We start from the raw sequence: 22406 nt of genomic DNA on the forward strand, positions 1-22406 counted from the left end.
CGGGTTCTCTTGCTTATTTATTCCTGGTAGCAATCACACGTCGCTACATGGTCATTCACCATGCCTACCGCCTGCATAAATGCATAGCAGATCGTCGTACCGACAAAGGTGAAGCCGCGCTTTTTCAAATCCTTGCTCAGCTTGTCGCTGATTTCTGTAGAAGCAGGCACGTCCTTCATCTCTTGAAAATGGTTGTGAATCGGCTTGCCTTTTACAAACGACCAAATGTAGCTGCTGAAAGAACCAAACTCCTCTACTACCTTGAAGTAAGCTTTGGCATTCGTGACGACTCCTCGAACCTTCAGCCTGTTCCGCACAATCCCCTCATCATTGAGCAATTCCTCAATCTTTTGCTCATCGTAATGAATGATCTTTTCCGGTTCAAAATTATCAAATGCTTTGCGGTAATTCTCTCTTTTTTTCAAAATGGTATACCAGCTCAGACCTGCTTGCGCTCCTTCCAGATTCAAGTATTCGAACAGAAGACGGTCATCGTAAACGGGTACTCCCCATTCGTGGTCATGATAATCTATATAAAGAGGATCCTGGTTCACCCAGCCGCAGCGATTCATTGAAAACATACCCCCTAGCATTTACGAACATATATTCTTATTTAGATGATATACAAACATTGGATATTCCGCAAGTTTTTCTTTTTAAAACTCTTCTACAGTATCCTTGCCTATACGATCGTACAAAAAATAGACCTCCTGTACTCAGAGGTCTACTATTGCTGCTGCCATGACCCAAAGTGATCGTTTACGCCGTTAAAATAATCGGCTTTCCTTTCGTTACGACAATGGTATGCTCATATTGTGCAACGTAACTCTTGTCCGGCGTAACAAACGCCCAGCCATCCCTGCCATCCTTCACATATTCGGTTCCAGTGGAAATGAACGTCTCTACAGCCAGCACCATTCCATCCGTAAGCAGCCTTTTATCTGTACTATCATAGTAATTCAAGATATGCTCCGGTTCTTCATGCAGACTTTTACCTATGCCGTGACCTGTCAGGTTTTTCACGACTGTAAAGCCACTTTTTCGCGCTTCATTATGAACGATGCGCCCGATCTGACTCAGCTTGGAGCCCGCTTTTGCCGATTCCAATGCTTTGTATAATGAGTCCTGTGCACACTTGCATAGCGATTCCTTCATGGCGTCACCAGATCCGACCACAATAGAGGCTCCTGTATCTGCGTAATATCCGTCCAGCTCAGCGGAAACATCGATATTGATGACATCTCCCTCTTGGAGGACGGTACGGTCGGGAATCCCATGCGCCACTACATGATTGATACTAATACATGTGTATCCCGGAAAATTGTACTCCAGCTTCGGTGCTGATTTGGCTCCATGTCTCGCCAATATCTCCTGCCCGATCTGATCTAGTTCTTTTGTTGTCACGCCGCTTCGGACTGCCTTTATCATCGCTTCTCTCGCTTCGGCCACAATCTTGCCAATACGTTTTAAGCAGATGATGTCTTGCTCATTTTGGATGGACATGTACTTTCCCCCTACTCATTGGATAGCTCCAATTATTCTTTCCTTATCATCGCCACTCTCGATCATATTCATGACGTTGTGAATATGATTATACCTTTTTTATCCATTACGAGAAGGTAAGCGAGAAAGCAAGCCCCCAAGCCTGTGACAAAGAACCCCAGCTATGATCACTGTGGTTCTGTCTTCTCAATCGCCTAGCGATGCTTTGACGGTCTGCTTTTACCTGCTTTTGGTTAACGCCTGCTACGCTTTTCTCTTCCGGCGCAGCTGATAATACGTAACGGCCAGTGCGAGTGCCAGGACTGTCCCTTTAATAATATCGTAGGCGTAATACGGGAGATTGAGCATGGTCATTCCGTTGAGCAAAACACCGATCAAAATCGCTCCGACAAAGGTACCAAAAACGTTTGGCTTACCCGCACCAAATACGGAGAAGCCCACAAATGCAGCAGCAACGGCGTCCATGAGCATCGAGCCGCCACTGCTTACTTGTCCGGTTCCGATGCGCGCTGCGAGGAGCATTCCGCCCAGCCCGGCGAACAGTGCCGACAATACATAGGCCAGCGTCCGATAGCGATTGACCGGAATACCCGACAACCGGGCAGCCTCCAGATTACCACCCGTCATGTACAGCATTCGCCCTTGTCTCGTATAGGTCAGATAAACATGGGTGATCGCGACAAGCAGAAAGGTTAAAATCACCGGAACAGGCACAGAGAGAATTTCCCCTTGGCCCAGCCAAAGAAACCACGACTGGAATTTGCCTGGTGCGGTTGTTCCGTTAGCCATTGGCATGTTGGCATAAATCGAATACCCTTTGGAATAAGTCATATGAATTCCGTTGACGATATAAAGCATGGCGAGTGTTGCCAATAGATCAGGAATGCGAATCTTTACAACGAGCAAAGCATTGACTAGACCAACCAGCAGGCTCAGTGCAATCGGGATGACAAAGGTCGCAACAAGGCCCTGCTCATACCACACCATCATCGAAGCAGAGACTACAGTCGTGAGGGAAACAGTCGATCCGACAGAGAGATCAAATCCCCCTACAATTAGCGAAAACGTAACCCCGATTGCCACAAACGTCACAATCGAAATCGACCTCAAAATATCGGTAATGTTGTCGTACGTAAAGAAATACGGATTGGTAAGACTAAACACCAGCATGACGATGACGATAACGGCAACTGTACCGTATTTATAAACAAAATCAAACAGGCTAAATTTTTTTCCTTCCACGTTACTCACCCCCACTTGCATAATACATGATCAGCTCTTGGGTCGCTTGCCCCTGACTCAGCTCTTTGACGATTCTCCCTTCAAACATGACGAGAATGCGATCAGCGATTCCGATCACTTCCTGAAACTCGCAAGAAAAATAGAGAATGCCCTTTTTCTGCTCTGCCAGATTGCCGATCAGACGATAAATATCACTTTTGGCACCAATATCGACGCCTTTGGTCGGCTCGTCAAACATAAAAATGCTCGAATCGGTGTTGAGCCATTTCCCGATTGCAACCTTTTGCTGGTTCCCACCGCTGAGAAACCCGACCAACTGACCGATATCTGCCGTTTTCACACCCAGCTTTTTCACCAAATCCTTCGCCTGTCTGGATTCGATGCCTTTACGAATAAAACCGAGTGGCGACCAGTTAGCGAGAGTGGCGACCGACAAGTTGTTTTTGACGGATTCTTCTACAAAAACGCCTTCCTTTCGCCTCTCCTCCGGTACGAGCACCATTCCTGCGTCGACTGCATCTTTTGGCGAGCTCAATCGCACAGGCTTTCCTTTTAACCGAATCTCGCCGGACTCTTTCGGATCTGCTCCAAACAGCAACCGGGCCAGCTCGGTTTTTCCGGCTCCCACCAGTCCAACCACACCGACAATCTCACCTTCGCGCACCTCTAAATCTGCACCGCGAACTTTGCCGCCAGCGACGCCTTGAACTTCCAGAATCGATTCCCCGATCGGGACCTCGACCTTCGGGAACTCCTCTGCAAAGCTTTTGCCCAGCATATGCGAGATGACCTCATCCATATTGCTAGCGGCCGTCTCTGTCGTGATGACTCTCTGCCCGTCTCTCATGATGGTGATCCGGTCACAGATTTCAAAGATCTCCGGCAGCCGGTGAGAGATATAAATAATCCCTACTCCTGTACTTTTTAGCTGCGCAATGATTTGAAACAGTCGCTCGCTTTCCTTGGTGCTGAGCGGAGCTGTCGGCTCGTCGAAAATGACGTATTTCGCTTTTTGGACAGTTGCCCGCGCGATCAAGATCAACTGTTTTTCCGATAACGTACATTGCTCCACAAGCATTTTCACAGGGATGGAAAACCCAAAGCCTTGCAAAATCTTTTCCGCTTCGGCGTACAGGCTATGCCAGTTTACGAATCCCTTTCTCTTAGACGAAACGAGCTGATCCAGCAAAATATTCTCCGCGACGCTTAAATACGGGATCAGGGCTGTATCGACCTCTTGATACACACATTGGATTCCCAGCGCTTTGGCATCCTGCGGTGATTGGATCGCCACCTCCCGGCCGTCTATAGAAATAGAGCCTCCGTCTGCTTGATACGCGCCTGTGAGGATTTTCATCAGCGTGCTTTTCCCGGCGCCATTTGCTCCGAGCAGCGCGTGAACCTCGCCAGCCTTTACTTCAAATTGAACGGATTGAAGAGCAGGAACCCCGGAAAAATGCTTCACGATCCCTTTCATTTGTAAGGTAGACAATCTTTACACCCCCCGAATATGGAAGATTCCCGTTGACTGATCAACGGGAATAACCAAACCAGACTTTTGCCGAAGCTTATTTGCCCCACTCGTTCACATACTCTGACAGATCGCCCATCGTTACTTTTTTATCCTTTGGCAAATCAGACTGCTTCACCAGCACAGGATTCAGCTTCACATTGTCAGGCACTTGCTCACCCTTGATTTTTTGGAACACAGTTTGCGCATGAATGCGTCCAATATTGGACGGGTCTACTGCTGCGGTCGCTGCCCAAGGTGAGTTTGCTTCCTGGATCAGTTGCAGGTCTTCATCGCTCAAATCAATCGCATATACTTTAATTTCAGTACGCCCTGCTTGTTGGATGGCGCGTGTCGCACCTTTAGCAAATTCGTCCCACGCAGCCCATACCGCTGTGATATCGCCTTTGTTCGGGTACTTTTTCAAAATCGCTTCCATCTGTGTTTGGGTGTCCAAAGCGGTGTTGTTGGTAGCTGAACCGAACGCAGCGATTTCTTTGATATCCGGATACTTTTTCAAGAAGGCATCGTACGTGACCTGACGTTTTTCCATTGGGGCAAATCCAGCTACCCAAATTTTCACGATGTTTCCTTTTCCATTGTTCTCAGCTGCCAGTTGCTCCAAGCTCAGCTCTGCCAGCTTGTTGTCATCCTGCTCGACTACGGGAACGCCCGGAATTTTGATGTCAGTGTCAAACAAGACGACTGGGATTTTCTTATCTACTGCTTTTTGCGTACCTTGCTGCAGCGCTTCTGCTGTACCGTGGTCGATCAGGATGCCGTCAAAATGCTGGTTAACCGCTGCATCCAGATTGGAAGCCATTTTAGACAGATCAGTATCGGCATTAAATACGGTCAATTGTCCGCCATTTTTCTCTACTTCTGTTTTTACACCGTTAATGTATTGTGCTGAGAACGTACCTACATTTTGACGCATGATCAGCGCGATTTTTTTCGCTTTGTCGCCGGATGCTCCACCCGCATCACCTGTAGCGCCGCCCCCACCGCACGCAGTCACTATGACCGATAATGCTAAAACAACAGACGTAACCAGACCAAATTTCTTTTTCATATAAGATGTACCCCCTTTTACTTTTTCCCGTATCCGACATCGAGCAGCCATGTTTTCAACAACCCAAAAAGCCTCTTTCTGCAGATGAAAGAGGCTTTAATCAACAAGATTCCCGCCTCTTATCTGTCAGGTACTTACCATCTACCTGTTGGAGTTAGCACCTTGGCGCGGGAGATCGTCGTCTCGCGTGCTAGGTTGCCGGGCTTCATAGGGCCATTCCCTCAGCCTTCTCTGGATAAGAGTAGTTATTATTTTCAAAACGTTTGTATTCGTATATACAGAATATAATTCTTGTATTACCCATCTGTCAACTGGGATTTTTCAAAAAATCATTACTCTCATTTTGCGTAAGAGGTCCACCTTACTTGAAAAGGAATTCTGTTGTGTCTTGTCGAAATATTGTGAAATGATGGTACATAACCTAAACAGTCTGGTATGGGGATGTCAAATGAGCCTATTAAAAGAAGTGATTCTGCAAATCTTCTTTGCCCTCACTCCGTTTGTCTTGTATAACATTTACTACCGCGACAAATTGAAAAATTACAGCCAATCTTTCATTCTCGTAACCAGTTCGTTCAGTTTGCTCCTCGCCATGACTTTTGCTTCCAGTGTGGTAGACGGTGTCATTTTTGATATTCGTTATGTCATTATGTTTTTTGGACTCGTTTACGGTGGTGTACAAACAGCGCTGCTTCTACTCGTTGAATTCGTCATCTACCGCTTATACCTCGGAGGCGAAGGAACACGGGTCGCCTTACTTATGCTCGTATGTACATTCACCCTCTGCCTGATCATTACTAAACCTTACAAAACCACCTATCGGAAATCCCTCTATACCTTCTTGGCTGGAATCCTCTTTTCCGTTGTGGCACTAGGCTTAACATTCATCTTTTTTCCTGCCTATGTCAAACAGCATCTTGCCTATCATCTGTTTGTTATTCCCATACAAAATTCAGTAGGAATTTGGCTGTTAATGTCGTTATTTAGCAAAGCGATTGCAGACAAAGAGCTATTCATCGAGCATGCGCAAAATGAAAAATTTCAAGCCATGAGCCACGTGGCTGCTTCACTCGCCCATGAAGTGAGAAACCCGCTGACTGCGGTCAAAGGCTTTTTGCGATTGATCCAGGAAAGTCCAGAGGAACACACCAAGACGGAACAATACATCAAGATTAGTCTCGACGAAATTCAGCGAACCGAATCCATCTTGACAGAATATCTCTCCATCTCCAAGCCACTCAAGGACCGCTCTGATCAAATCAATGTTTCTGAGCAGCTCCATGTCATTCAGGAAATCATGCTGCCTTTTGCCAATATGCATAATGTTGAGCTGGACGTGCAAATCTACGACACTCCCGTTATGATTTTTGCCAATCCAGACGAGATCAAGCAGGTTCTGGTAAACATTGTGAAAAACGCTATAGAAGCTTGCACAGATGTACCGAATGGACGAGTCATCCTTTCGATCCTGATGGAAAAAGGAAACGCCATTCTCATGATCAATGACAATGGCAATGGCATCGGTATGGACGAAAGCCAAATCAATTACTTAGGCTCTATTTATTTCTCTACCAAATCAAGCGGAACCGGCCTTGGCCTTACTTATTCCTACCACGTCATCCATTCAATTGGGGGCTCAGTGAGAGTGACGAGTGAACCTTTTGTCGGAACTCAATTTACGATTATTTTTCCGTGTCATGTGGATATGATCGAAAAAATGAACAACGGACTTACTGCCTGATTGCTTTTGTCATAAACACTTGCTCCGCCATTTGCGTAAAGCCAGCCTCTTGCAGGAAGGAGACTGCCAACTGATTGTTTGTCGGCAGATTTACTGTCAAGCGATAAAACGATTGATCGAGTGGAGCAAAAACATGGGCAAGCGCAAGGCGTACAATCGCTTTTGGGTCTTTGCTCTGGGGAGCTGCCTCACAGTGAAAGAGCAGCGTCGTCGCTGGATGTCCAGCTTCCTCAAATATTCGCCGGTAGAGTGCGTATCCAACCACTTTTGACTCTTGATCCAGGACGAGCAGCGCTTCTCTGTTCTCAATCGTCTGCCATTGGATGTCCCAGATCGGTTTCGTCCAAAACGGTAACTGGTATACATCCTGGGGGATTCCATGCTGGATGTGGTAGCCCGAATGATCCCTACAGCTGAGTTCAGGAAGCGAGCTCTTGCTTTCTAGAAAGATCGATCCAGCCACGATTTCAAATCCCATTTTTTCATAAAGAGCGATCGCCTCTTCATTTTCTCGGATGGCTACCAGCGCCGCCAGCTCCACGTCCTGCTCGTGATAAATCCTGAGTGTCTCCTCCATCAGAGCTTGCCCGATTCCCTGCTTCCGGTAACTAGGAGCTACTCCCGTACCGCCGTTCCAGGCAATCTTTTTTCCATGACGCTGCCAAATGCCGTTTAGCACGATACCCACAGGCTCGCCGTTCAACCATGCGACGATAGAATACGTGGGGGAAAGCTCTTCTTTTCCAATTTTGGCAGAAAGGCTGTCCGCCGTCTTCGATTGGTCGAAAAAGTACCCTTCAAATCCTCGGTTGTAAGCAAGTACAGCTTCGTCTAAGGTGCATTGATTCAGCCTTTTGAACGTGATCATGGGCTCGCCTCCTCAAAGGTATGGTACCATCAGTATTTATTTTACTAAAAATTTCTAATTAATAAAATATTTTCTGCTAAAGAAAATGCTGCTTATGAAAATAACTCCCTTTGCCGATATGAGTAATGTGCATCACATCGCCAGCAAGTGCTGGCACATTACTCGACATCGTGGGGGAAGCTTCATGCGGTTTACATCCCGTTCCTTTTCCATCTTTGCACTGATTTCGTTTTTTGTTTTTTTGACAGGCTTTTCATCTGAAGACAAGAAAATAAAAGCCACATGGATTTGGCACACGACGCTGATTGCTTCAGAACCCGACCAGATCATTTCCTTTAGCAAAGAACAGGGCGTCAACCTGCTCTACCTGCGGATCGACATCTCTCGTAAGCCCGCGTATTATCAAGCTTTTCTCAAAAAGGCAAATGAAGCTGGGATAAAAATCCACGCATTAAGCGGAAGTCCTGCGTGGGGCTTGGTAGAAAACCGCTCCAGGATCATGGCGTTGGTAGATTGGGTAATCGCCTATAACCAGGCGGCTGCGAATGGGGAGAAATTCAGCGGCATTCATTTCGATATTGAGCCGTACCTGTTGCCGGAATGGAAAACAGACCAAGCTTCTGTCGTTTCGCAGTGGAAGGAAAATGTAGCGGCCTACACGGAACGCGTAAAACAGTATCCTGCACTGGAAATTGGCTGTGACATTCCTTTCTGGCTCGACAAGATCTATCTGCCGGATGACTCTTCTACCGCCCTCAGCAAATGGCTCATCTCCAAGCACGATCATGTGACGATCATGTCCTACCGCGACCGGGTGGAGGGTCCAAACAGCATTTCTTCTCTGGTAACGGAAGAAATCGGCTGGGCTGATGAGCTGGGCAAAAAAATAGTGCTTGCCGTTGAAACCAAGGAAAGCAGCGAAGGCAATTACATTTCATTTTACGAAGAAGGAAAAGCTTATATGGACCAGATGCTCTCCAGGCTCTCGGAATTGATGTCTTCCCACCCGTCCTTTGCGGGTACAGCCATTCATTCCTATGAGCATTGGACTGTGTTGAAACCGTAAAAAAGAGCGGAAATCATTTTTATTGAATGACAGCCACGGCACAAAAAATCTTTGTTTGGCTAGATATTTTTTACGATGTGACACAATTCTTTAAGGTGATTTCACTTAGAATTCACCCCCCCATGAACGGCTGAAAAATCAGCCGTTCTATTTGTTTTAATTCGCAGGATAGTTGGAATAAATTGTTGGATATCTTTACAAAACTCTTGCGAAAAATTGGGGGGTCAAAAATTAACCAACGTAATGAGGCGTACACCGAGGCATGAGAACGGTGATTCATTACTCACGGAGAACTGATGCTGATAACCTGCACCACTAAGCTGCCACCGCAAAGAACGGTAGCCTCGTTGCGCTAACGGGCAGTTTTGTGAAATGGAGTATAGTATAATGTGAAAATAAGGAAAAGGGTTTTGTGAAAGGTTGGGAAAATGATGGGTCCAGATATAAATAGTGTTTTTCCGATGAAAAATATCAGAAGCCTTTGTTTTTTAAAAAATGTAGTGATTAATCCAAATATTGAAGTTGGGGATTATACCTATTACGACGACTTGAATAACCCTTTAGGTTTTGAGAAAAACGTCCTTTATCATTTTGACTTTATAGGAGATAAACTGAAAATCGGAAAGTTTTGTGCTATTGCATCTACCGCTAAATTTATTATGAATGGTGCGAATCATAATACAAATTCATTTACAACTTTTCCTTTTGGGGCATTTGGTGGAGATTGGGAAGTCGGATTAAAGAATTTAAGTGGTGGATTCAAAGGTGATACAGTTATAGGAAACGATGTTTGGATAGGTTATAATGCTACAATTATGCCAGGTATTCATATAGGTGATGGTGCCATAATTGCAACAAATGCTGTAGTAACCAAAGATGTTCCGTCTTATTCTATTGTAGGAGGGAACCCTGCAAAATTAATACGTTATAGATTTGACGAGGAAACGATTGATATTCTCAATACTTTGAAGTGGTGGGAATGGGATATTGAAAAAATAACTGAATTTATTCCAGTTTTGACAAGCAATAATACGGAATCGTTAAAGGAACTTCTCAACACATAATAAAAAATGTATTAAACTTACGGGTACGATAGCTGAAAAGACGATCTGGATAGGAACTCCATATCGTGATTTTGTCTTTACTTGTTTGAGGAAGCGTGTTCACTCCATAAAAAAACCGGAAAGACTAATCAGCGCGTAGCGTTACGAAGTCTTTCCGGTTTTTTTATGTCAAACTAGACCGAGTTATTCTATACGGAGCCGTTAACATCTTATTTTAGTAGTAGCTCGTAGCTGCACTCCACTCATATACTGGAATTAGCATATTCTGCAGAACTTTAATCTAATTACAGCGAATAAAATGGGAAAATAGCGAAGGGTGACTGGAGGGGAAGAGATGAAAGCGATCGTATATGAGCGGTACGGACCGCCAAATGTACTGCAGCTTCGGGATGTCGCCAAGCCGGTACCGAAGGACGACGAGATATTGATTAAAGTCTATGCTGCAACTGTCGCCGCGGGGGATTGGCGCTTACGAAAGGCAGATCCTTTCCTGGCGCGGCTGTTCAATGGTCTGTGGAGACCGAAGCGAGTCAAGATTCTCGGATTCGAATTAGCGGGCGTGGTCGAATCAACGGGCAGTAGCGTTACTCGGTTTAAACCGGGGGATGCCGTCTATGCTGCCAGCGGAATGGGCTTCGGTGCGTATGCCGAATACAGATGCCTACCTGAGAACGGCAGCGTCACGCTGAAGCCGACAAACATGACGTTCGAGGAGGCGGCCGCGGTTCCGGTCGGTGCCTATACTGCCTTGCAATTTCTCCGAAAGGGCAATATCCAGCGCAACAGGCGCGTACTCGTCTACGGAGCATCCGGCAGTGTTGGGACGTATGCGGTGCAGCTTGCCAAGCATTTCGGTGCGGTAGTGACCGGGGTATGCAGCACATCGAACCTGGATTTGGTAAGATCGCTGGGCGCCGACCGAGTCATCGATTATACAGAAGAGAACTTCGCGGATGACGGTACGGCCTACGATATCATTTTCGATACGGTTGGAAAGAGTCCGTTCATGGCTTGCGTCGAGCGTCTGACACCGAACGGTTTATACCTGCGAGCAGTCCATTTTAGCCCTCTGCCGGTCGTTCTCGGGTTATGGGTCAACTTGACGAGCGGTAAGAAGGTGATCGGTGGAACAATGAGGGAAAACGCGGAAGACTTGAGGTATCTTAAGGAGCTGATTGAGGCCGGCAAGCTGCGTTCGATCATCGACCGCGTTTATCCGTTGGAGCAAGCGGCGGAGGCCCACCACTATGTGGAGCAGGGCCACAAGAAAGGCAACGTGGTGTTAACCGTCCAACAAGGTTTATAGGATTCGCTCCTTTAATCCTTGAAAAGTTAGAATTAATACGTTTCGAAATCGAAAGACGAAGACTCCTCGTGCGTTTAGCTAACGGGTACGTTAGTTTAATCCCCAGTAATGAAATGGAGGCATTTCTTTCTGCAATTGCCTCCATTTCTGGCCGCTATTCACATTGAGCTACCAGAGGTTCCTGGGGCTGTTCTAGAAGCAAAAGAATGATTCATCATACCTGCTGCACATTGAGATCTGCAGCCCGCCTTACCGCCTCCTGGTTCTGTTTGTGTCTATAAGTCGCATTGGGTCCATTGAGGAAGCTGTCATTTAAATTTTTCGAACAGACTTCTTTGCCAAGCCGTCTGATGTTGAGCAATGTATTCTTCCGCTTCAATCAGCCTGGCGACCAAATCCCCGCGTGACATCTTTAAATATCGCTTCTGAACTTGTACAAGATCGCGATTCGGCTTTAAGTGCTGATAGGAGGAGATACCCTGTGATGTGGGCTTGGTGCGACTTTTCGTAGTCTTCACAGTGCGGGCAAACTGAAGGTAATATTCATACAGCACTTCATTGGATCTTACCGTGTTCGCATGTATGCCTCTGCCGACAGGGTCCAAGGTTTTCGAAACGGCCTCAATGTTACGATAAGACACTCGCTTGCCTTGCTTTATCAATTCATCGATGGCAGATTTGCCGATCGTAAACGCCCTGTTCCTTTTCTCCTCATATTCCTTTTCCAACAAAGGCTTGCTAACGTTTTGGCTTTGAAATTCGAACAACTGGGTCATATTTCTCATCCCTCTGGTACTCTTCAATAAGTTGAATTTCTTTTAGTTCGTTTCGCGTTCGATTTTTGGCAAGTCTCATCTTCTGGACCTCAAGAGACAGATTCATCTTTTTGAAGCGCTCCTCACTTTCGGAAGCCCAATTATAAAAATCTTGGAGTTCACCCTTAGACTCTGGCATGGGTACCTTAGCTGCGCATCCGACACATGCCATTTTGGTAGGGCACACCGCATCCGTTGTGCAAACGCCCCCCACTACTTTGCTCATTGTGCCGACCTTTTGGGAATATATATCATAAAATTGTTTGAGCTCCTCAGGGCCGCGCAATATGCCTTGCTGGATGTCGATATGAGAAACCCAGTTATCATGCAGATCACTAACCGCCTGCCTGATTTGGCCCTGCGTCGGCTGTGCGTAATACCCCGTGACCTACACAAGGTATGCGTCTTTTTTGAACATATGTTGCCTTTTATCATAATTAAACTCAACTGCAGGCAAAGGATCCTTTTCTGCCAAACCGTAATGTTCTCGCAGGAGCTTCACAATTTCATTGATAAATTGGAATATTTCTTTGGGGATATAAAAATTCTCGGGTTCATCACGGCCCTTAGGAATGAGGCGAAGAATATAATTCACTCGATCTCTGTCTTTGGACACCACGAGACACCGTTGAGAATGCGTGATTTGCAAAAGTTCGTTGATCCTAATCCCTGAGCTTGTAAACAGATTCAAGGCAAGCAGCGCAAAGGTTGCAGCGACATAAAAAGGTTCAACAAGAAACAAAATCCCTTCCGTTTTCCCTTGGGCTTCAGCGATGAAACGACTTTGCCCGAGTACGCCTTTGTGACCTGCCCAGAAAGGTGTTGGATATGACTCATTCTTCTCGTTTCCGTATCCCCACTGATAAAGGAAATACAGCCGCTTTTGTAATTCCTCATCCGATTTATTTCGGTACCACAACCCCAACACGCCCGTTTTCAGGAGCACTAAGAACCATAATCCTTCGGCTTCAACCCCGTCATCCGTGTGCTCTGATCTCACAAATTCCACAAAATGTTCATTGTTTTTATCGGAGTACGCGCCTGTTTTCTTAGAAGCCGCTCGGATGGAGTTTGGTGAGTATTTTTCGGAATGCATCAGTACAAAAGATGGTTTATCCCACAATCTAAAGAAAAACCGCTCGCCACTCGACTCCTCATAGTCAAATTCGATCGGGAAAGGCCAACCATTTTCCTGAGCGGCTACCAATACTTCACGAACCTTATTCCTAAGGCGCAGCAGTTGATTTCTTCGCAAATGGCCTTCCGCTCGAAATTGTGGGAGCAAAGGGGTGATTGCAGACGTTTCAAGTTTTCTTGTTTGTTGTGCGAGCTCACTGGCTCTTTTTTGTAATGAAAAATCCCTCAGGTCAAACGAAGGAGGTGGGAGTATGAACCGTTCCAGAATATCGACTGTATCAGGGCTTGCTTTGTGGCGAACCCAACTACTGACTCTGTAACTAACTGTGCTATATGCGCCTGAAAATTTGCTTCTTTGACTTAATGAATGATCCGCAAAAATTTCACCTTTAACATACTTATACAAGTGAAAGTCAGGGTCAAAATCATTGAAGTCAACCATCTTAAAATGGGAAAAGATATCCTGTAACCTGGATGATATATTTCTAATTTCCCATCTCACAGAATCAGGCGATAAATTGTGCGCGGTTGCAACGAGCATTTCAAGTGCGAGAGGGTTGGCCCAAGGCAAATCCGCAATATTTTTTTCGAAATATTTGAACAGGTTCGCATCTATACTGTCGAAGTAGTAGCTACCTTTAGGATCCCTCAACTCAAGAATCTCTTCGGCAATTCTTCCTTGCAGCTGTGTATACCAGCTTTGTCCTGTTAGTGTCGTCATTGCGCGATTCCTTCCATAAGTTCCATCAGCCATTTCTCATCATCGACCGTTTCTGCCGACTCCGACTTCGGGGAAACCTTTATCTTCTTTCTTGCAGCAGAGCATTTCTTTGTTGTATATTCCTTTTCTTTCAAACGCATATTATCATGAATAGCATTTTGAATCTCACCGAATTCCATTTCGTTAAAGTAGTGCTCGTACACTTCGATCGTGGACTCGTCGCGCCAGCGCATGTAGTGAATCAATTCTTTCTTTTTCCTAACGATTTCCGCGTCATCTTTCGAAGTTTCAAAAATGCTCCGCATCATCGTTGTCACGTACCAATGTCTTGCTTTATGCGGATTGAGCTTCAAGCCTGCGTTACGAATTACCTTTAGCCACTGAGCGTAGTAGGCGGGGTAATTAAACGGTCGGCCGTGTGTGGTAACAAAGATTGGCTCTGTGTCTGGTACGTCTTCGAAACCGAGATTTTGTTTAGTGTACGACTTTCGTTCGGAATTGACGTATCGAATGAGCAGCTTCAGGGTTTCTTGGCTGAACCGAATGTATTTTGTTCTTTTTTTATGGCTTCCCTTATTAGGCGCACGGGCTTCCGTTTGATTTGCCCTCATTCGATAGTCGTCAAACGTTAATTCGATCACTTCTGATGCTCTAGCGCCCGTTTCAAATAGCAGACGGGTAATAACCTCGTCCCGCAAACTCCAATGGATTCGCCTGCCAGCATTATAGACCTGATAGGGCAAAATCCCAATCGCCGATAATGATAGGAATCCATTCTTCATTAATTACTTTAAAATACGAGTCCGTGAGACGCCTGTGATGATGGATCGGTTCCTCAGTACCAGCAGCAACTGGCAAGCGAGGCTTGTCCTTTCGGACGCCTATATGTATGTCTTGGTACGCCTCCAGATCGCCATTCGCGTGAAACAATGGATTGGGGTGGGGATAGTATTTAAGGCGGATCATTGACTTGTAAAAAGCCTTTAATGCAGAAAGCATTCGCGCCACCGTATTTGGACTTTTGTTTGTTAAACTCACCAATCGATAGCTGTCCTTGTCCCTTACTTTGCACTCCATTTCACTGAACAAGTAATCTTGAACGATCTCTCTTACGACCTCAGGATGTTCATCCCAACTCACATTCCTGCCTTGGTATTTTGCGTAAATATCCAGCCAGCTAAAATAATTTTCTAACGACGTCAGATAAGACAGAGCGGTCTTATCCCCAACCCGACCAATTTGATCGTCATAAAAATCTGTCAGTGGCAGAAATGGTCTGTTTAAAGGGTCTAGCACGATGATTGTATATTTACTCTCCACTCCTGCGGGCCGCCAGATATGCATATACCTCTTTACGTCCATCTTATTTAAGACCACCTTTAAAGCAGAGATCATCTATTAAAATTCACATCATTCAAGTTGTGTCATAATTATAAATTCGCAAACACTTATTACATAGAGGTAAATATTCTCAAACCAAAGGCATCTTCTGCACCATCTTCTGGTCAATTTCTTACGCAATAATTAAACAAAAAAAGGGCATCTCAACTGAGTTGAAATACCCTACCTACATAAAATGTGACACATTATATTGAATCCCTAATTTAAATTGACGTTCTGCTCCCCTTCTTCAATTTAAGTTCACATAATCCCCGCTCTTTTTTCGCATCCTAGAATAAATTCCATTATGAGAACAAAGAAGAAAGACTAGTGGCTGCCTAATCTTTGCGATGTTTTATGGGCGAATTCCTTCACCTTTTCAATCAAAAACTGCAAACGCTCCTCTTTTAAATCATAGGTCAATATTCCAATGCTCAGGGCGCCTATCACCTTTTGATTGTAATCTAATACAGGGGATGCAACGGAGGCCGTATTTTCAGTCCGCTCCCCAAAGCTAACCGCATAGCCCTGGTTTTTGATCGCTTTGAGTTTTTCCATAAAGGCAGGGACCTGCTCGTCCTCAATGAGCTGATGTAATACCTGCTTCGCTTCTGATTCCGGCATATAGGCTAGAATGGCTTTATTCGCGGCACCGATATTGAGCGGGATACGCAATCCTAGCTGGTCATAGACACGAATATTGTGCTGACTGTCGATGCGATCTACTACGATGGATTCATGCCCGCTTGGCTGGCTGAAATACACGCTCTCCTCCACTTCTCTAGCAAGCTCCTCTATCATCGGTTTAATCACCTTGCGATAGTCGATCCGATCCAGTACACGCAGGCCAAACTCCATCCATTTGACACCTAACGTGTATTGTTTGCCGGTTGCATCCTGTTCCACCAACCCATGCTTCATCAAGGTGTACAGTAGCCGATAGATCGTACTCACCGGAAGATGACATTCTTTGGATAAATCGTTGATGGTCCACCATTTTCTCTGTTCGTCCGACGAAAGTGCCGTCGCAATCGCCATCGCTCGATCAAACGATTGGATCACGGTCATCTCCCCTTTACCTGCACATATCTCATATCTTAAACGATTGTCTATAATTTTGTGAATCATTAAAAAAGATAAACACCACAATTGACAGTGAGTTTTGAGAATGTGTAAACTAAGTATAATATTTCGAAATATGAATATTATTCTACAATGTGGAATTCAAGGAGGCAACTATGTTCGCAGGCAGCCAATCCATGGTTAAAAAGATGAAAACGGTCATTATCAAGCATCCTCACCAAGCCTTCATCAGTCAGGAGCATCTTGATCAATCCTCGAAAACTTTCAACTATACAGATCGTCCCGACTGGGATAAAGCATTGAATGAATATGAAAAATTCGAAGCGATTCTACGGGAACATGTTGAAAATGTCCTGCACCTCCCGCAGTCTGACAAAACGGGCCTCGACTCGATTTATGCGCACGACCCGGTGAAATTCACTTCCAAAGGCGCGATCATTTTAAAATCAGGCAAACAGCTTCGTCAGGGAGAAGCCGAAGCGTACAAAGCCTTTTTACAAGACAACCATATACCTATCCTGGGACAACTGACAGGCGATGCTCTCTCAGATGGCGGCGATCTGGTCTGGCTGGATGAGAAAACGCTCGCGATCGGTCTTGGCTTCCGCACGAATCAAGCTGCCATCGCACAAATCACGGAAATGGTCAAAGACTTCACAGAAGAAGTCATCGTCGTTCCCCTCCCGTACGACCGTGGACCTGAAGAATGTCTGCATCTGATGTCTGTCATCAGCATGGTAGATCATGATCTGGCGGTTGTTTACTCCAAGCTGATGCCTGTTTTCTTCCGTCAACTGCTCATCGACAGAGGCATCCAGCTGATCGAGGTACCCGATCACGAATACGAAAATCTCGGCAGCAATGTACTGGCTCTGGCCCCTCGCGTATGCATGGTCGTTGCCGGAAATCCAGTTACCAAAGAGCTGCTTCTGGACGCTGGCGCCACCGTATACGACTATGAGGGTGACGAGATTTCCTATAAAGGCACAGGCGGTCCTACTTGCCTCACATGCCCTGTGGAAAGAGTGTAGCAAGCTATCCTTTCTACCAGCTCAAAAGTAAAAGCCACTTCGACAGTGGCTTTTTTTGCTTTCGATAATGGTATTGCCTAATACACTCGTTAACGAATAATCGGAACTACCCCACTAAAATGGAGTGTCTCCCATTTCAGCCCGCTCATCTTCACTGTATAGGAGTCCTTCTTGGGCAGCGGGAATCCAAATGTGACCGTCTCCAAAGAATCTGCGACAATGAGATCTTTGTAGCTCTGTTCGTCGACATGCAACGTAATCTCTTCCGGCGCCTTGTTTGGAATGACAACAAACAGCTTGTCTTTCTCGTAATACGCCTTCAAAATATGCAATGTCTGCTTCCCAAATGGAATATCGCGTGGATACTTGTCTTTCAGATTCAGTACGAAGCTGTCTGCTTTGGCCTGATTGGCAACCGCGCCTTCAAAGCGAAGCTCCAGCTTCTCTGGCTGCTCCCCATAGTAGAGTGACGGAATGAACTGCATCGTATATTTGTTTGTCCCTTGCACCCTTTTGACGTTTGGGTTGAGCTTGTCATCTATTGCGCTATATTCATTTCCTTTTTCATCGACCAGCTTGGCCTGCTCCAATCGTTTGAGCTCGAATCCTTCTTTTAGCTTTGCCTCCAGCTCGACTTGCATCATGGTCGGGGCTGCTTCGATCTGGGTCACTGAAAGCTTTGTCAGAAGTCCCAATGCGTCCAAAACAGAATCTCCGTCTAGGTCTGCCGAAGGTTTGATCACCTTTTCAGCTATAGTAACTGTCTTGGGTAGCGGCATCAACATTTCTGCGAGTACCTCTTTTGTTTCCTTGCTCTGTCTTTCAATGCGCACAGGTAGAACAGGATTTGGCTGGTTCAGTAGCTCCCCCATTTTTTGCGGATTCAGCATATAGCTGCCCTTGATGACAAAGTAGTGAGTGCCATCGATGAGCTGCAGATCCTTTGATGCCCCTCCAGAATGACTCAACACGTCCAGCTCTACGGTAAGCCCTGCGTAGAGCATCGAGAATTGTTTGGACTCATCTTTCTCATTTGCAATCGCTTCGATCTGTTCACCGGAGATCAGGAGCGTATAAATGATTCGCCGCTGATCGACCATGACATCCTTCAATTGAAACGTATAACCGTCCTTTTCCAGCTTTAGCTCAGGCAAAATCGGGTAGCCGCGCTGCAGAGCATAGGTGTAGCCTTCATCCGGTGTCGTCCATTCAAATTGCGCGGGATACTGCCTGGCCCCCGAGAAGCCGAATAAGCTGTTCCCTCCATGGAAAGGCTGGATCACTTGCAAGAAGAATGTAGCAGCAACGGCCACTCCCGCTGTCCACGAGATAATTTGCCAGCGTATGTTCCTATTTTGCTTCTCGATTTTTTTCAGAACTTCTGACTCCAGTTCATGCAGATGAAACGGGTACTGCTCCCGTACCGCTTGCTTCGCGAATTGACTCCAATCTTTCCACACACGATCCTCGCTCATCATTCTACCTCCTTGGACATACTCTCTCGTAATTGCTTTCTGGCCCGATGCAGCCGTGTACGGACAACCTCCTGGGATACCGAAAGAATATCCGCTACCTCTTGAATCGATAAGTCCTCATAGTAATGCAGCAAGATGACCTGCCTGTATTTAGGTGCGAGAGAGTGAATGTATGTGACGACCTCTTCCCGCTTGACCCGGCTTAAAATCTCCTCTTCCACCTGATTTTTGGCCTGTCTGTCCAAGAGACTGCCCAGATGATCGTCTACGGTTGGGAAAATATGACGGAAGGACCACGAGCGAAAATGCTTTTTGCTTTCGTTCATCGCAATCTTGTAGAGCCAGTGCTTGATCTCTCCTTCTCCACGAAACTGATCTAAATGGCGATACGCCTTGATAAACACATTTTGCGTAATATCCTCTGCCAGCGCGCGGCTTTTGACCGTAAGACAGACAAGGTGAAATACCTTTTCCCCGTACTGCTGCATCAGCCATTTCAGCCTGGCTTCCCGCGTCTCCGCTAAGCTGGCCGGCATCGTTTCTGCTCCGTTCAACCTGTTCACCCCAATGATTGGATTCTACTAAATACGATCCCTCTGCGCACAGATTTGTGACAAACCACGAAAAAAACTTGTTTGCTTCCTCCTGCCCCCCTTTCCTCATGTCACAACCTCGCCGCCTCCCTGGTTATATGGTCAAACGCAACGAGGAGCTGTTTCCCATGAAAAAAGTAACGTGTGTAGTCATCGGAGGTGGCAAAGCGATAAAGAAAGATGAGCATTTGCTGTACTACCAAGATTAAGCCGGACAGGAGCAATCGCTACGTTATGACTTTCCCGTCCTGGCTGTCGGCAGCATCGTTCGGCAAACAGAGCCTGAACAAGGTGGCATTGCGCTGGCAAACGTGGAAAAAGCAGCAGCCATCCGCGAAACGTGGCTCGCCAATATGAAAAAGGCGCTCAAAGACTTCTGCCGAGCTGGCTAATGCCATGCGCGAGGAAGCGAAGAGACTCTGGATTGACCCGTCTGCCGTGAAGGTCTGCTTGCTGAACGCACAAAACAGACTATTCCCGGAAGGGCCCTCCAAGCTAGGGCGCAAAATGGAGCGAGCCGATTTGGATGGAACTCCCTCCCCCTTCCATGCCAGATAAGAGAAGCTGAGCGAGTGCGATATAAAAAGAAGGAGACCAACAGTTGATAGCTGTCCGGTCTCCCTTTTTCATTTACCCCTCCGCTGCTTTTACGCTATAGCTTGAACCGACTGACTATCCCCTCTAGCGTCTCGGTATAGCTGACATTGTGTTCAGAGATGGTTGCCATTTGGTGGTTGCTATCGGCAATAATTCGTGATTGTTCTGTTATGGCCTCCACACTATGCCCGCTTTGGCTCATGGAATTTGTCACTTGCTCCACAACCAAATTCACGCTGCTAATGGCAGCATTCAATTCTTCAAACGAAGCGCTGAATTCGGTCAACAGTGTATGGAAATAGTGTGCATCCCGATTATACTGCTCCGAAGTATCAATCAACTTGACATAGTCCGGACGAACCTGACGATCAATATACTCTAAAACACTGGACGAGCTGGTAGCCAAATGTGTCACCGATTCACGTACTTCTTGAATAATGTGCTGGATATCCGAGACTACCTCCGCAGACTGAGTAGCCAGCTTTCTTATTTCATCCGCAACGACGGAGAAGCCTTTTCCACTTTCCCCGGCACGTGCCGCTTCTATCGCCGCATTCAGCGCCAACAAATTCGTCTGCTGAGAAATATGCAGAATCGCGTCTGCGAGCTGATTGATTTGTTCCATGGACTCCGTCGATTGCGTAATCGCCGATTCTGTTTGCTGCTTTACCTCTGTATAAATATGAGTCGATGTTTCTTTGGCCGCAACCGAGCTCGCCTTCAGTTGATCTGCCCGCAAGCTGACATCTTGAGAGTTAGCAGCAGCCTCTACTGTTTTTTGTGATATGCTGTGAATCACTGCTTGAATGTCGTTCAAGGTAGCGTTCATTTCTTCTGTAGAAGCCATCGTTTCCTGCATGTGGGCAAGAAGCACGGAGGTCGCCTCCGCCGTTCCTCGCGATTGCTCGCTGACCTCGTCTGTAGATTGCTTCACTTTTTGAGCATTGTCAGCAACAGCATGGGATACCGAAACCAATTTGTGCACGACCTCGTTTAATTGCTCCCTCATGATCAAGATGGAGTGCTCCATGAGCCCAATTTCATCCTGTTTTTTCTGATCAGTAACGAGAATCTGCTCGCTCAAGTCGAATTGCGCCGTTTTTCCAATCAATGTCCGCATTTTATCAATTGGTCCTGTGATCCAGCGACTGAGCAGGAATGACAGAACCACTGCCCCTACAACGGCTATGACCATTTTCATGAGTGCTGCCGTCAAACTATCCGCTAACATCTGCTCCAACTCGGCATTGTTATACTGGATCTCGATCACCCGCGATCTGCTGAGGTCATCCGATTGTTCATTTTGTTTATACGGGATAAATCGGTATGTCTGATTCATTCCGTCCACCACGTCATCAAACTGCTTCATCTGTTGCGATTGAAAGGCATCCGTGAAGGTTGGCAATAAACGCTCGGATATCCGCAAGGCTTTGCCATCACTGCCCTTTCTGCCGAGTGCGTAGCCATCATGCGAATACACCGTGATGTCTTTGACGATGCTGTATTTTTTCGAGATCTCCTCCGATACCTCCAGAAAATTAAAGGTCTGAAACAGTTCGCTTTCTTGAAGATTCACGCTCACTTCTAGCAAGTATTGATGATCATGGGTAGGGAAGTAAGCAAATTTTTTGATTTCCCCTGTATTCACAGATACTTCCATCCCATCGGCCGTAAAACCCTTTCCATCTATCCTCTTTTTCAAGAGGTCGGTAAACGCCCCTGCATTGCTGAAGTCAAGGCCTACATCGGTTTGGACACTGGACTGAACGACCTTGATATTCCGATCGATCACGAATAAGTCCATGCCAAATTGTTTACGTAGCGCAGCATAATCCCACGATTGAATCTCTGGATTCGTTTCATAGGTTTTCGCAAGCATGGTTAATGTGCTTTCCATGCGAGTCTCCATGTCTTTTTCAAATACACCGTACACCAAATCCACATTTTTAACCGAATTCGTGACATGGTCTTCAACCAATTGATACTGCACAGACTTTTCCGAAATAATGTTTGCTTTCAGCTGCGAGTAGTCAATAATCGACAATACAGTGGCCACTAGCATGGTAAATAGGGAAATGGTAATGGTGAGCTTCGTGCGAAACGAAATCATTTTTCGAGTCATTGGTCTTCTCCACTGGATATTTTTGTTTTTTACCATATCTCAACATAATTTACCATATCTATACTTGTCAATAGTCTTAG

General features: G+C 46.1%; 20 protein-coding genes and 1 riboswitch. Of the genes, 5 read left to right on the top strand and 15 right to left on the bottom strand.

Annotated features, from left to right (window positions below; genetic code table 11):
• Window positions 1-17: 17 nt before the first annotated feature.
• The 5 genes from ACIFQN_RS15865 to ACIFQN_RS15885 form a co-directional block, all read right to left on the bottom strand.
• Window positions 18-572, bottom strand: coding sequence for a DNA-3-methyladenine glycosylase I (locus ACIFQN_RS15865; RefSeq protein ID WP_429834146.1), 555 nt, complete (start codon window positions 570-572; stop codon window positions 18-20).
• A 187-nt stretch (window positions 573-759) separates the two neighbouring features.
• Window positions 760-1503 carry a type I methionyl aminopeptidase gene (gene map / locus ACIFQN_RS15870; protein WP_429834004.1) on the bottom strand — a complete coding sequence of 248 codons (744 nt, stop codon included), beginning with the start codon at window positions 1501-1503 and terminating at the stop codon, window positions 760-762.
• Window positions 1504-1746: 243 nt separating this feature from the next.
• Window positions 1747-2745, bottom strand: coding sequence for an ABC transporter permease (locus tag ACIFQN_RS15875; protein ID WP_429834005.1), 999 nt, complete (start codon window positions 2743-2745; stop codon window positions 1747-1749).
• A 1-nt stretch (window position 2746) separates the two neighbouring features.
• Entirely contained in the window at window positions 2747-4237 is a 1491-nt protein-coding gene (locus tag ACIFQN_RS15880) for a sugar ABC transporter ATP-binding protein (protein WP_429834006.1), read from the bottom strand.
• Between the two features lie 76 nt (window positions 4238-4313).
• Window positions 4314-5327, bottom strand: coding sequence for a sugar ABC transporter substrate-binding protein (locus tag ACIFQN_RS15885; protein WP_429834007.1), 1014 nt, complete (start codon window positions 5325-5327; stop codon window positions 4314-4316).
• Between the two features lie 116 nt (window positions 5328-5443).
• Window positions 5444-5569: riboswitch (SAM riboswitch) on the bottom strand.
• A gap of 206 nt (window positions 5570-5775) precedes the next feature.
• On the opposite strand from ACIFQN_RS15885, the gene ACIFQN_RS15890 reads away from it, so the two are divergent.
• Window positions 5776-7068, top strand: a complete 1293-nt coding sequence (locus tag ACIFQN_RS15890) for an ATP-binding protein (protein ID WP_429834008.1) — start codon at window positions 5776-5778, stop codon at window positions 7066-7068.
• Here the strand turns inward: ACIFQN_RS15890 and ACIFQN_RS15895 are convergent.
• Window positions 7058-7936, bottom strand: coding sequence for a GNAT family N-acetyltransferase (locus tag ACIFQN_RS15895; RefSeq protein ID WP_429834010.1), 879 nt, complete (start codon window positions 7934-7936; stop codon window positions 7058-7060). The genes ACIFQN_RS15890 and ACIFQN_RS15895 overlap by 11 nt on opposite strands.
• Before the next feature lie 184 nt (window positions 7937-8120).
• Between ACIFQN_RS15895 and ACIFQN_RS15900 the strand changes: the two genes are divergently transcribed.
• The 3 genes from ACIFQN_RS15900 (at window position 8121) to ACIFQN_RS15910 (ending at window position 11372) form a co-directional block, all read left to right on the top strand.
• A complete protein-coding gene (locus ACIFQN_RS15900; RefSeq protein ID WP_429834011.1) occupies window positions 8121-9002 on the top strand; it encodes a hypothetical protein in 882 nt (293 codons plus the stop codon).
• Window positions 9003-9430: 428 nt separating this feature from the next.
• Window positions 9431-10066: a CatB-related O-acetyltransferase gene (locus ACIFQN_RS15905; RefSeq protein WP_410713847.1), complete on the top strand. Its 636-nt coding sequence runs from the start codon at window positions 9431-9433 to the stop codon at window positions 10064-10066.
• A gap of 334 nt (window positions 10067-10400) precedes the next feature.
• Window positions 10401-11372, top strand: coding sequence for an NAD(P)-dependent alcohol dehydrogenase (locus ACIFQN_RS15910; RefSeq protein ID WP_429834012.1), 972 nt, complete (start codon window positions 10401-10403; stop codon window positions 11370-11372).
• A gap of 308 nt (window positions 11373-11680) precedes the next feature.
• Here ACIFQN_RS15910 and ACIFQN_RS15915 read toward each other — a convergent pair whose 3' ends face one another.
• From ACIFQN_RS15915 to ACIFQN_RS15935, 5 genes are all read right to left on the bottom strand, one after another.
• Window positions 11681-12148, bottom strand: a complete 468-nt coding sequence (locus tag ACIFQN_RS15915) for a hypothetical protein (RefSeq protein WP_429834013.1) — start codon at window positions 12146-12148, stop codon at window positions 11681-11683.
• A gap of 427 nt (window positions 12149-12575) precedes the next feature.
• The gene (locus ACIFQN_RS15920; RefSeq protein ID WP_429834014.1) at window positions 12576-14045 is read right to left on the bottom strand and encodes a hypothetical protein; all 1470 of its coding nucleotides are present in this window, start codon (window positions 14043-14045) and stop codon (window positions 12576-12578) included.
• Window positions 14042-14743: a tyrosine-type recombinase/integrase gene (locus ACIFQN_RS15925; RefSeq protein WP_429834015.1), complete on the bottom strand. Its 702-nt coding sequence runs from the start codon at window positions 14741-14743 to the stop codon at window positions 14042-14044. The genes ACIFQN_RS15920 and ACIFQN_RS15925 overlap by 4 nt, the downstream gene beginning before the upstream one ends.
• Before the next feature lie 25 nt (window positions 14744-14768).
• Window positions 14769-15407, bottom strand: a complete 639-nt coding sequence (locus tag ACIFQN_RS15930; protein WP_429834016.1) for a hypothetical protein — start codon at window positions 15405-15407, stop codon at window positions 14769-14771.
• Window positions 15408-15752: 345 nt separating this feature from the next.
• Entirely contained in the window at window positions 15753-16487 is a 735-nt protein-coding gene (locus ACIFQN_RS15935; protein WP_429834017.1) for an IclR family transcriptional regulator, read from the bottom strand.
• Between the two features lie 176 nt (window positions 16488-16663).
• On the opposite strand from ACIFQN_RS15935, the gene ACIFQN_RS15940 reads away from it, so the two are divergent.
• The gene (locus tag ACIFQN_RS15940; RefSeq protein ID WP_429834018.1) at window positions 16664-17539 is read left to right on the top strand and encodes a dimethylarginine dimethylaminohydrolase family protein; all 876 of its coding nucleotides are present in this window, start codon (window positions 16664-16666) and stop codon (window positions 17537-17539) included.
• 89 nt (window positions 17540-17628) lie between these two features.
• On the opposite strand, the gene ACIFQN_RS15945 is transcribed toward ACIFQN_RS15940, so the two are convergent.
• From ACIFQN_RS15945 to ACIFQN_RS15960, 4 genes are all read right to left on the bottom strand, one after another.
• The gene (locus ACIFQN_RS15945) at window positions 17629-19014 is read right to left on the bottom strand and encodes a hypothetical protein (RefSeq protein WP_429834019.1); all 1386 of its coding nucleotides are present in this window, start codon (window positions 19012-19014) and stop codon (window positions 17629-17631) included.
• Complete coding sequence (locus tag ACIFQN_RS15950; RefSeq protein WP_429834020.1) at window positions 19014-19568, bottom strand: sigma-70 family RNA polymerase sigma factor; 555 nt, start codon at window positions 19566-19568, stop codon at window positions 19014-19016. The genes ACIFQN_RS15945 and ACIFQN_RS15950 overlap by 1 nt, the downstream gene beginning before the upstream one ends.
• Before the next feature lie 534 nt (window positions 19569-20102).
• A complete protein-coding gene (locus ACIFQN_RS15955) occupies window positions 20103-20237 on the bottom strand; it encodes a hypothetical protein (RefSeq protein ID WP_429834021.1) in 135 nt (44 codons plus the stop codon).
• Between the two features lie 22 nt (window positions 20238-20259).
• Window positions 20260-22326: a methyl-accepting chemotaxis protein gene (locus tag ACIFQN_RS15960; protein WP_429834022.1), complete on the bottom strand. Its 2067-nt coding sequence runs from the start codon at window positions 22324-22326 to the stop codon at window positions 20260-20262.
• Between the last annotated feature and the right edge of the window lie 80 nt (window positions 22327-22406).

The organism is Brevibacillus sp. NRS-1366 (assembly GCF_050467985.1).

Bases quoted from the DNA above. Each gene is read 5' to 3' on its own strand.
- ACIFQN_RS15865 (WP_429834146.1), bottom strand. From the start codon at position 572: ATGAATCGCTGCGGCTGGGTGAACCAGGATCCTCTTTATATAGATTAT.
- map (WP_429834004.1), bottom strand. From the start codon at position 1,503: ATGTCCATCCAAAATGAGCAAGACATCATCTGCTTAAAACGTATTGGC.
- ACIFQN_RS15885 (WP_429834007.1), bottom strand. From the start codon at position 5,327: ATGAAAAAGAAATTTGGTCTGGTTACGTCTGTTGTTTTAGCATTATCG.
- ACIFQN_RS15890 (WP_429834008.1), top strand. From the start codon at position 5,776: ATGAGCCTATTAAAAGAAGTGATTCTGCAAATCTTCTTTGCCCTCACT.
- ACIFQN_RS15895 (WP_429834010.1), bottom strand. From the start codon at position 7,936: ATGATCACGTTCAAAAGGCTGAATCAATGCACCTTAGACGAAGCTGTA.
- ACIFQN_RS15900 (WP_429834011.1), top strand. From the start codon at position 8,121: ATGCGGTTTACATCCCGTTCCTTTTCCATCTTTGCACTGATTTCGTTT.
- ACIFQN_RS15905 (WP_410713847.1), top strand. From the start codon at position 9,431: ATGATGGGTCCAGATATAAATAGTGTTTTTCCGATGAAAAATATCAGA.
- ACIFQN_RS15910 (WP_429834012.1), top strand. From the start codon at position 10,401: ATGAAAGCGATCGTATATGAGCGGTACGGACCGCCAAATGTACTGCAG.
- ACIFQN_RS15915 (WP_429834013.1), bottom strand. From the start codon at position 12,148: ATGACCCAGTTGTTCGAATTTCAAAGCCAAAACGTTAGCAAGCCTTTG.
- ACIFQN_RS15920 (WP_429834014.1), bottom strand. From the start codon at position 14,045: ATGACGACACTAACAGGACAAAGCTGGTATACACAGCTGCAAGGAAGA.
- ACIFQN_RS15930 (WP_429834016.1), bottom strand. From the start codon at position 15,407: ATGGACGTAAAGAGGTATATGCATATCTGGCGGCCCGCAGGAGTGGAG.
- ACIFQN_RS15940 (WP_429834018.1), top strand. From the start codon at position 16,664: ATGTTCGCAGGCAGCCAATCCATGGTTAAAAAGATGAAAACGGTCATT.
- ACIFQN_RS15945 (WP_429834019.1), bottom strand. From the start codon at position 19,014: ATGAGCGAGGATCGTGTGTGGAAAGATTGGAGTCAATTCGCGAAGCAA.
- ACIFQN_RS15955 (WP_429834021.1), bottom strand. From the start codon at position 20,237: ATGAAAAAGGGAGACCGGACAGCTATCAACTGTTGGTCTCCTTCTTTT.
- ACIFQN_RS15960 (WP_429834022.1), bottom strand. From the start codon at position 22,326: ATGACTCGAAAAATGATTTCGTTTCGCACGAAGCTCACCATTACCATT.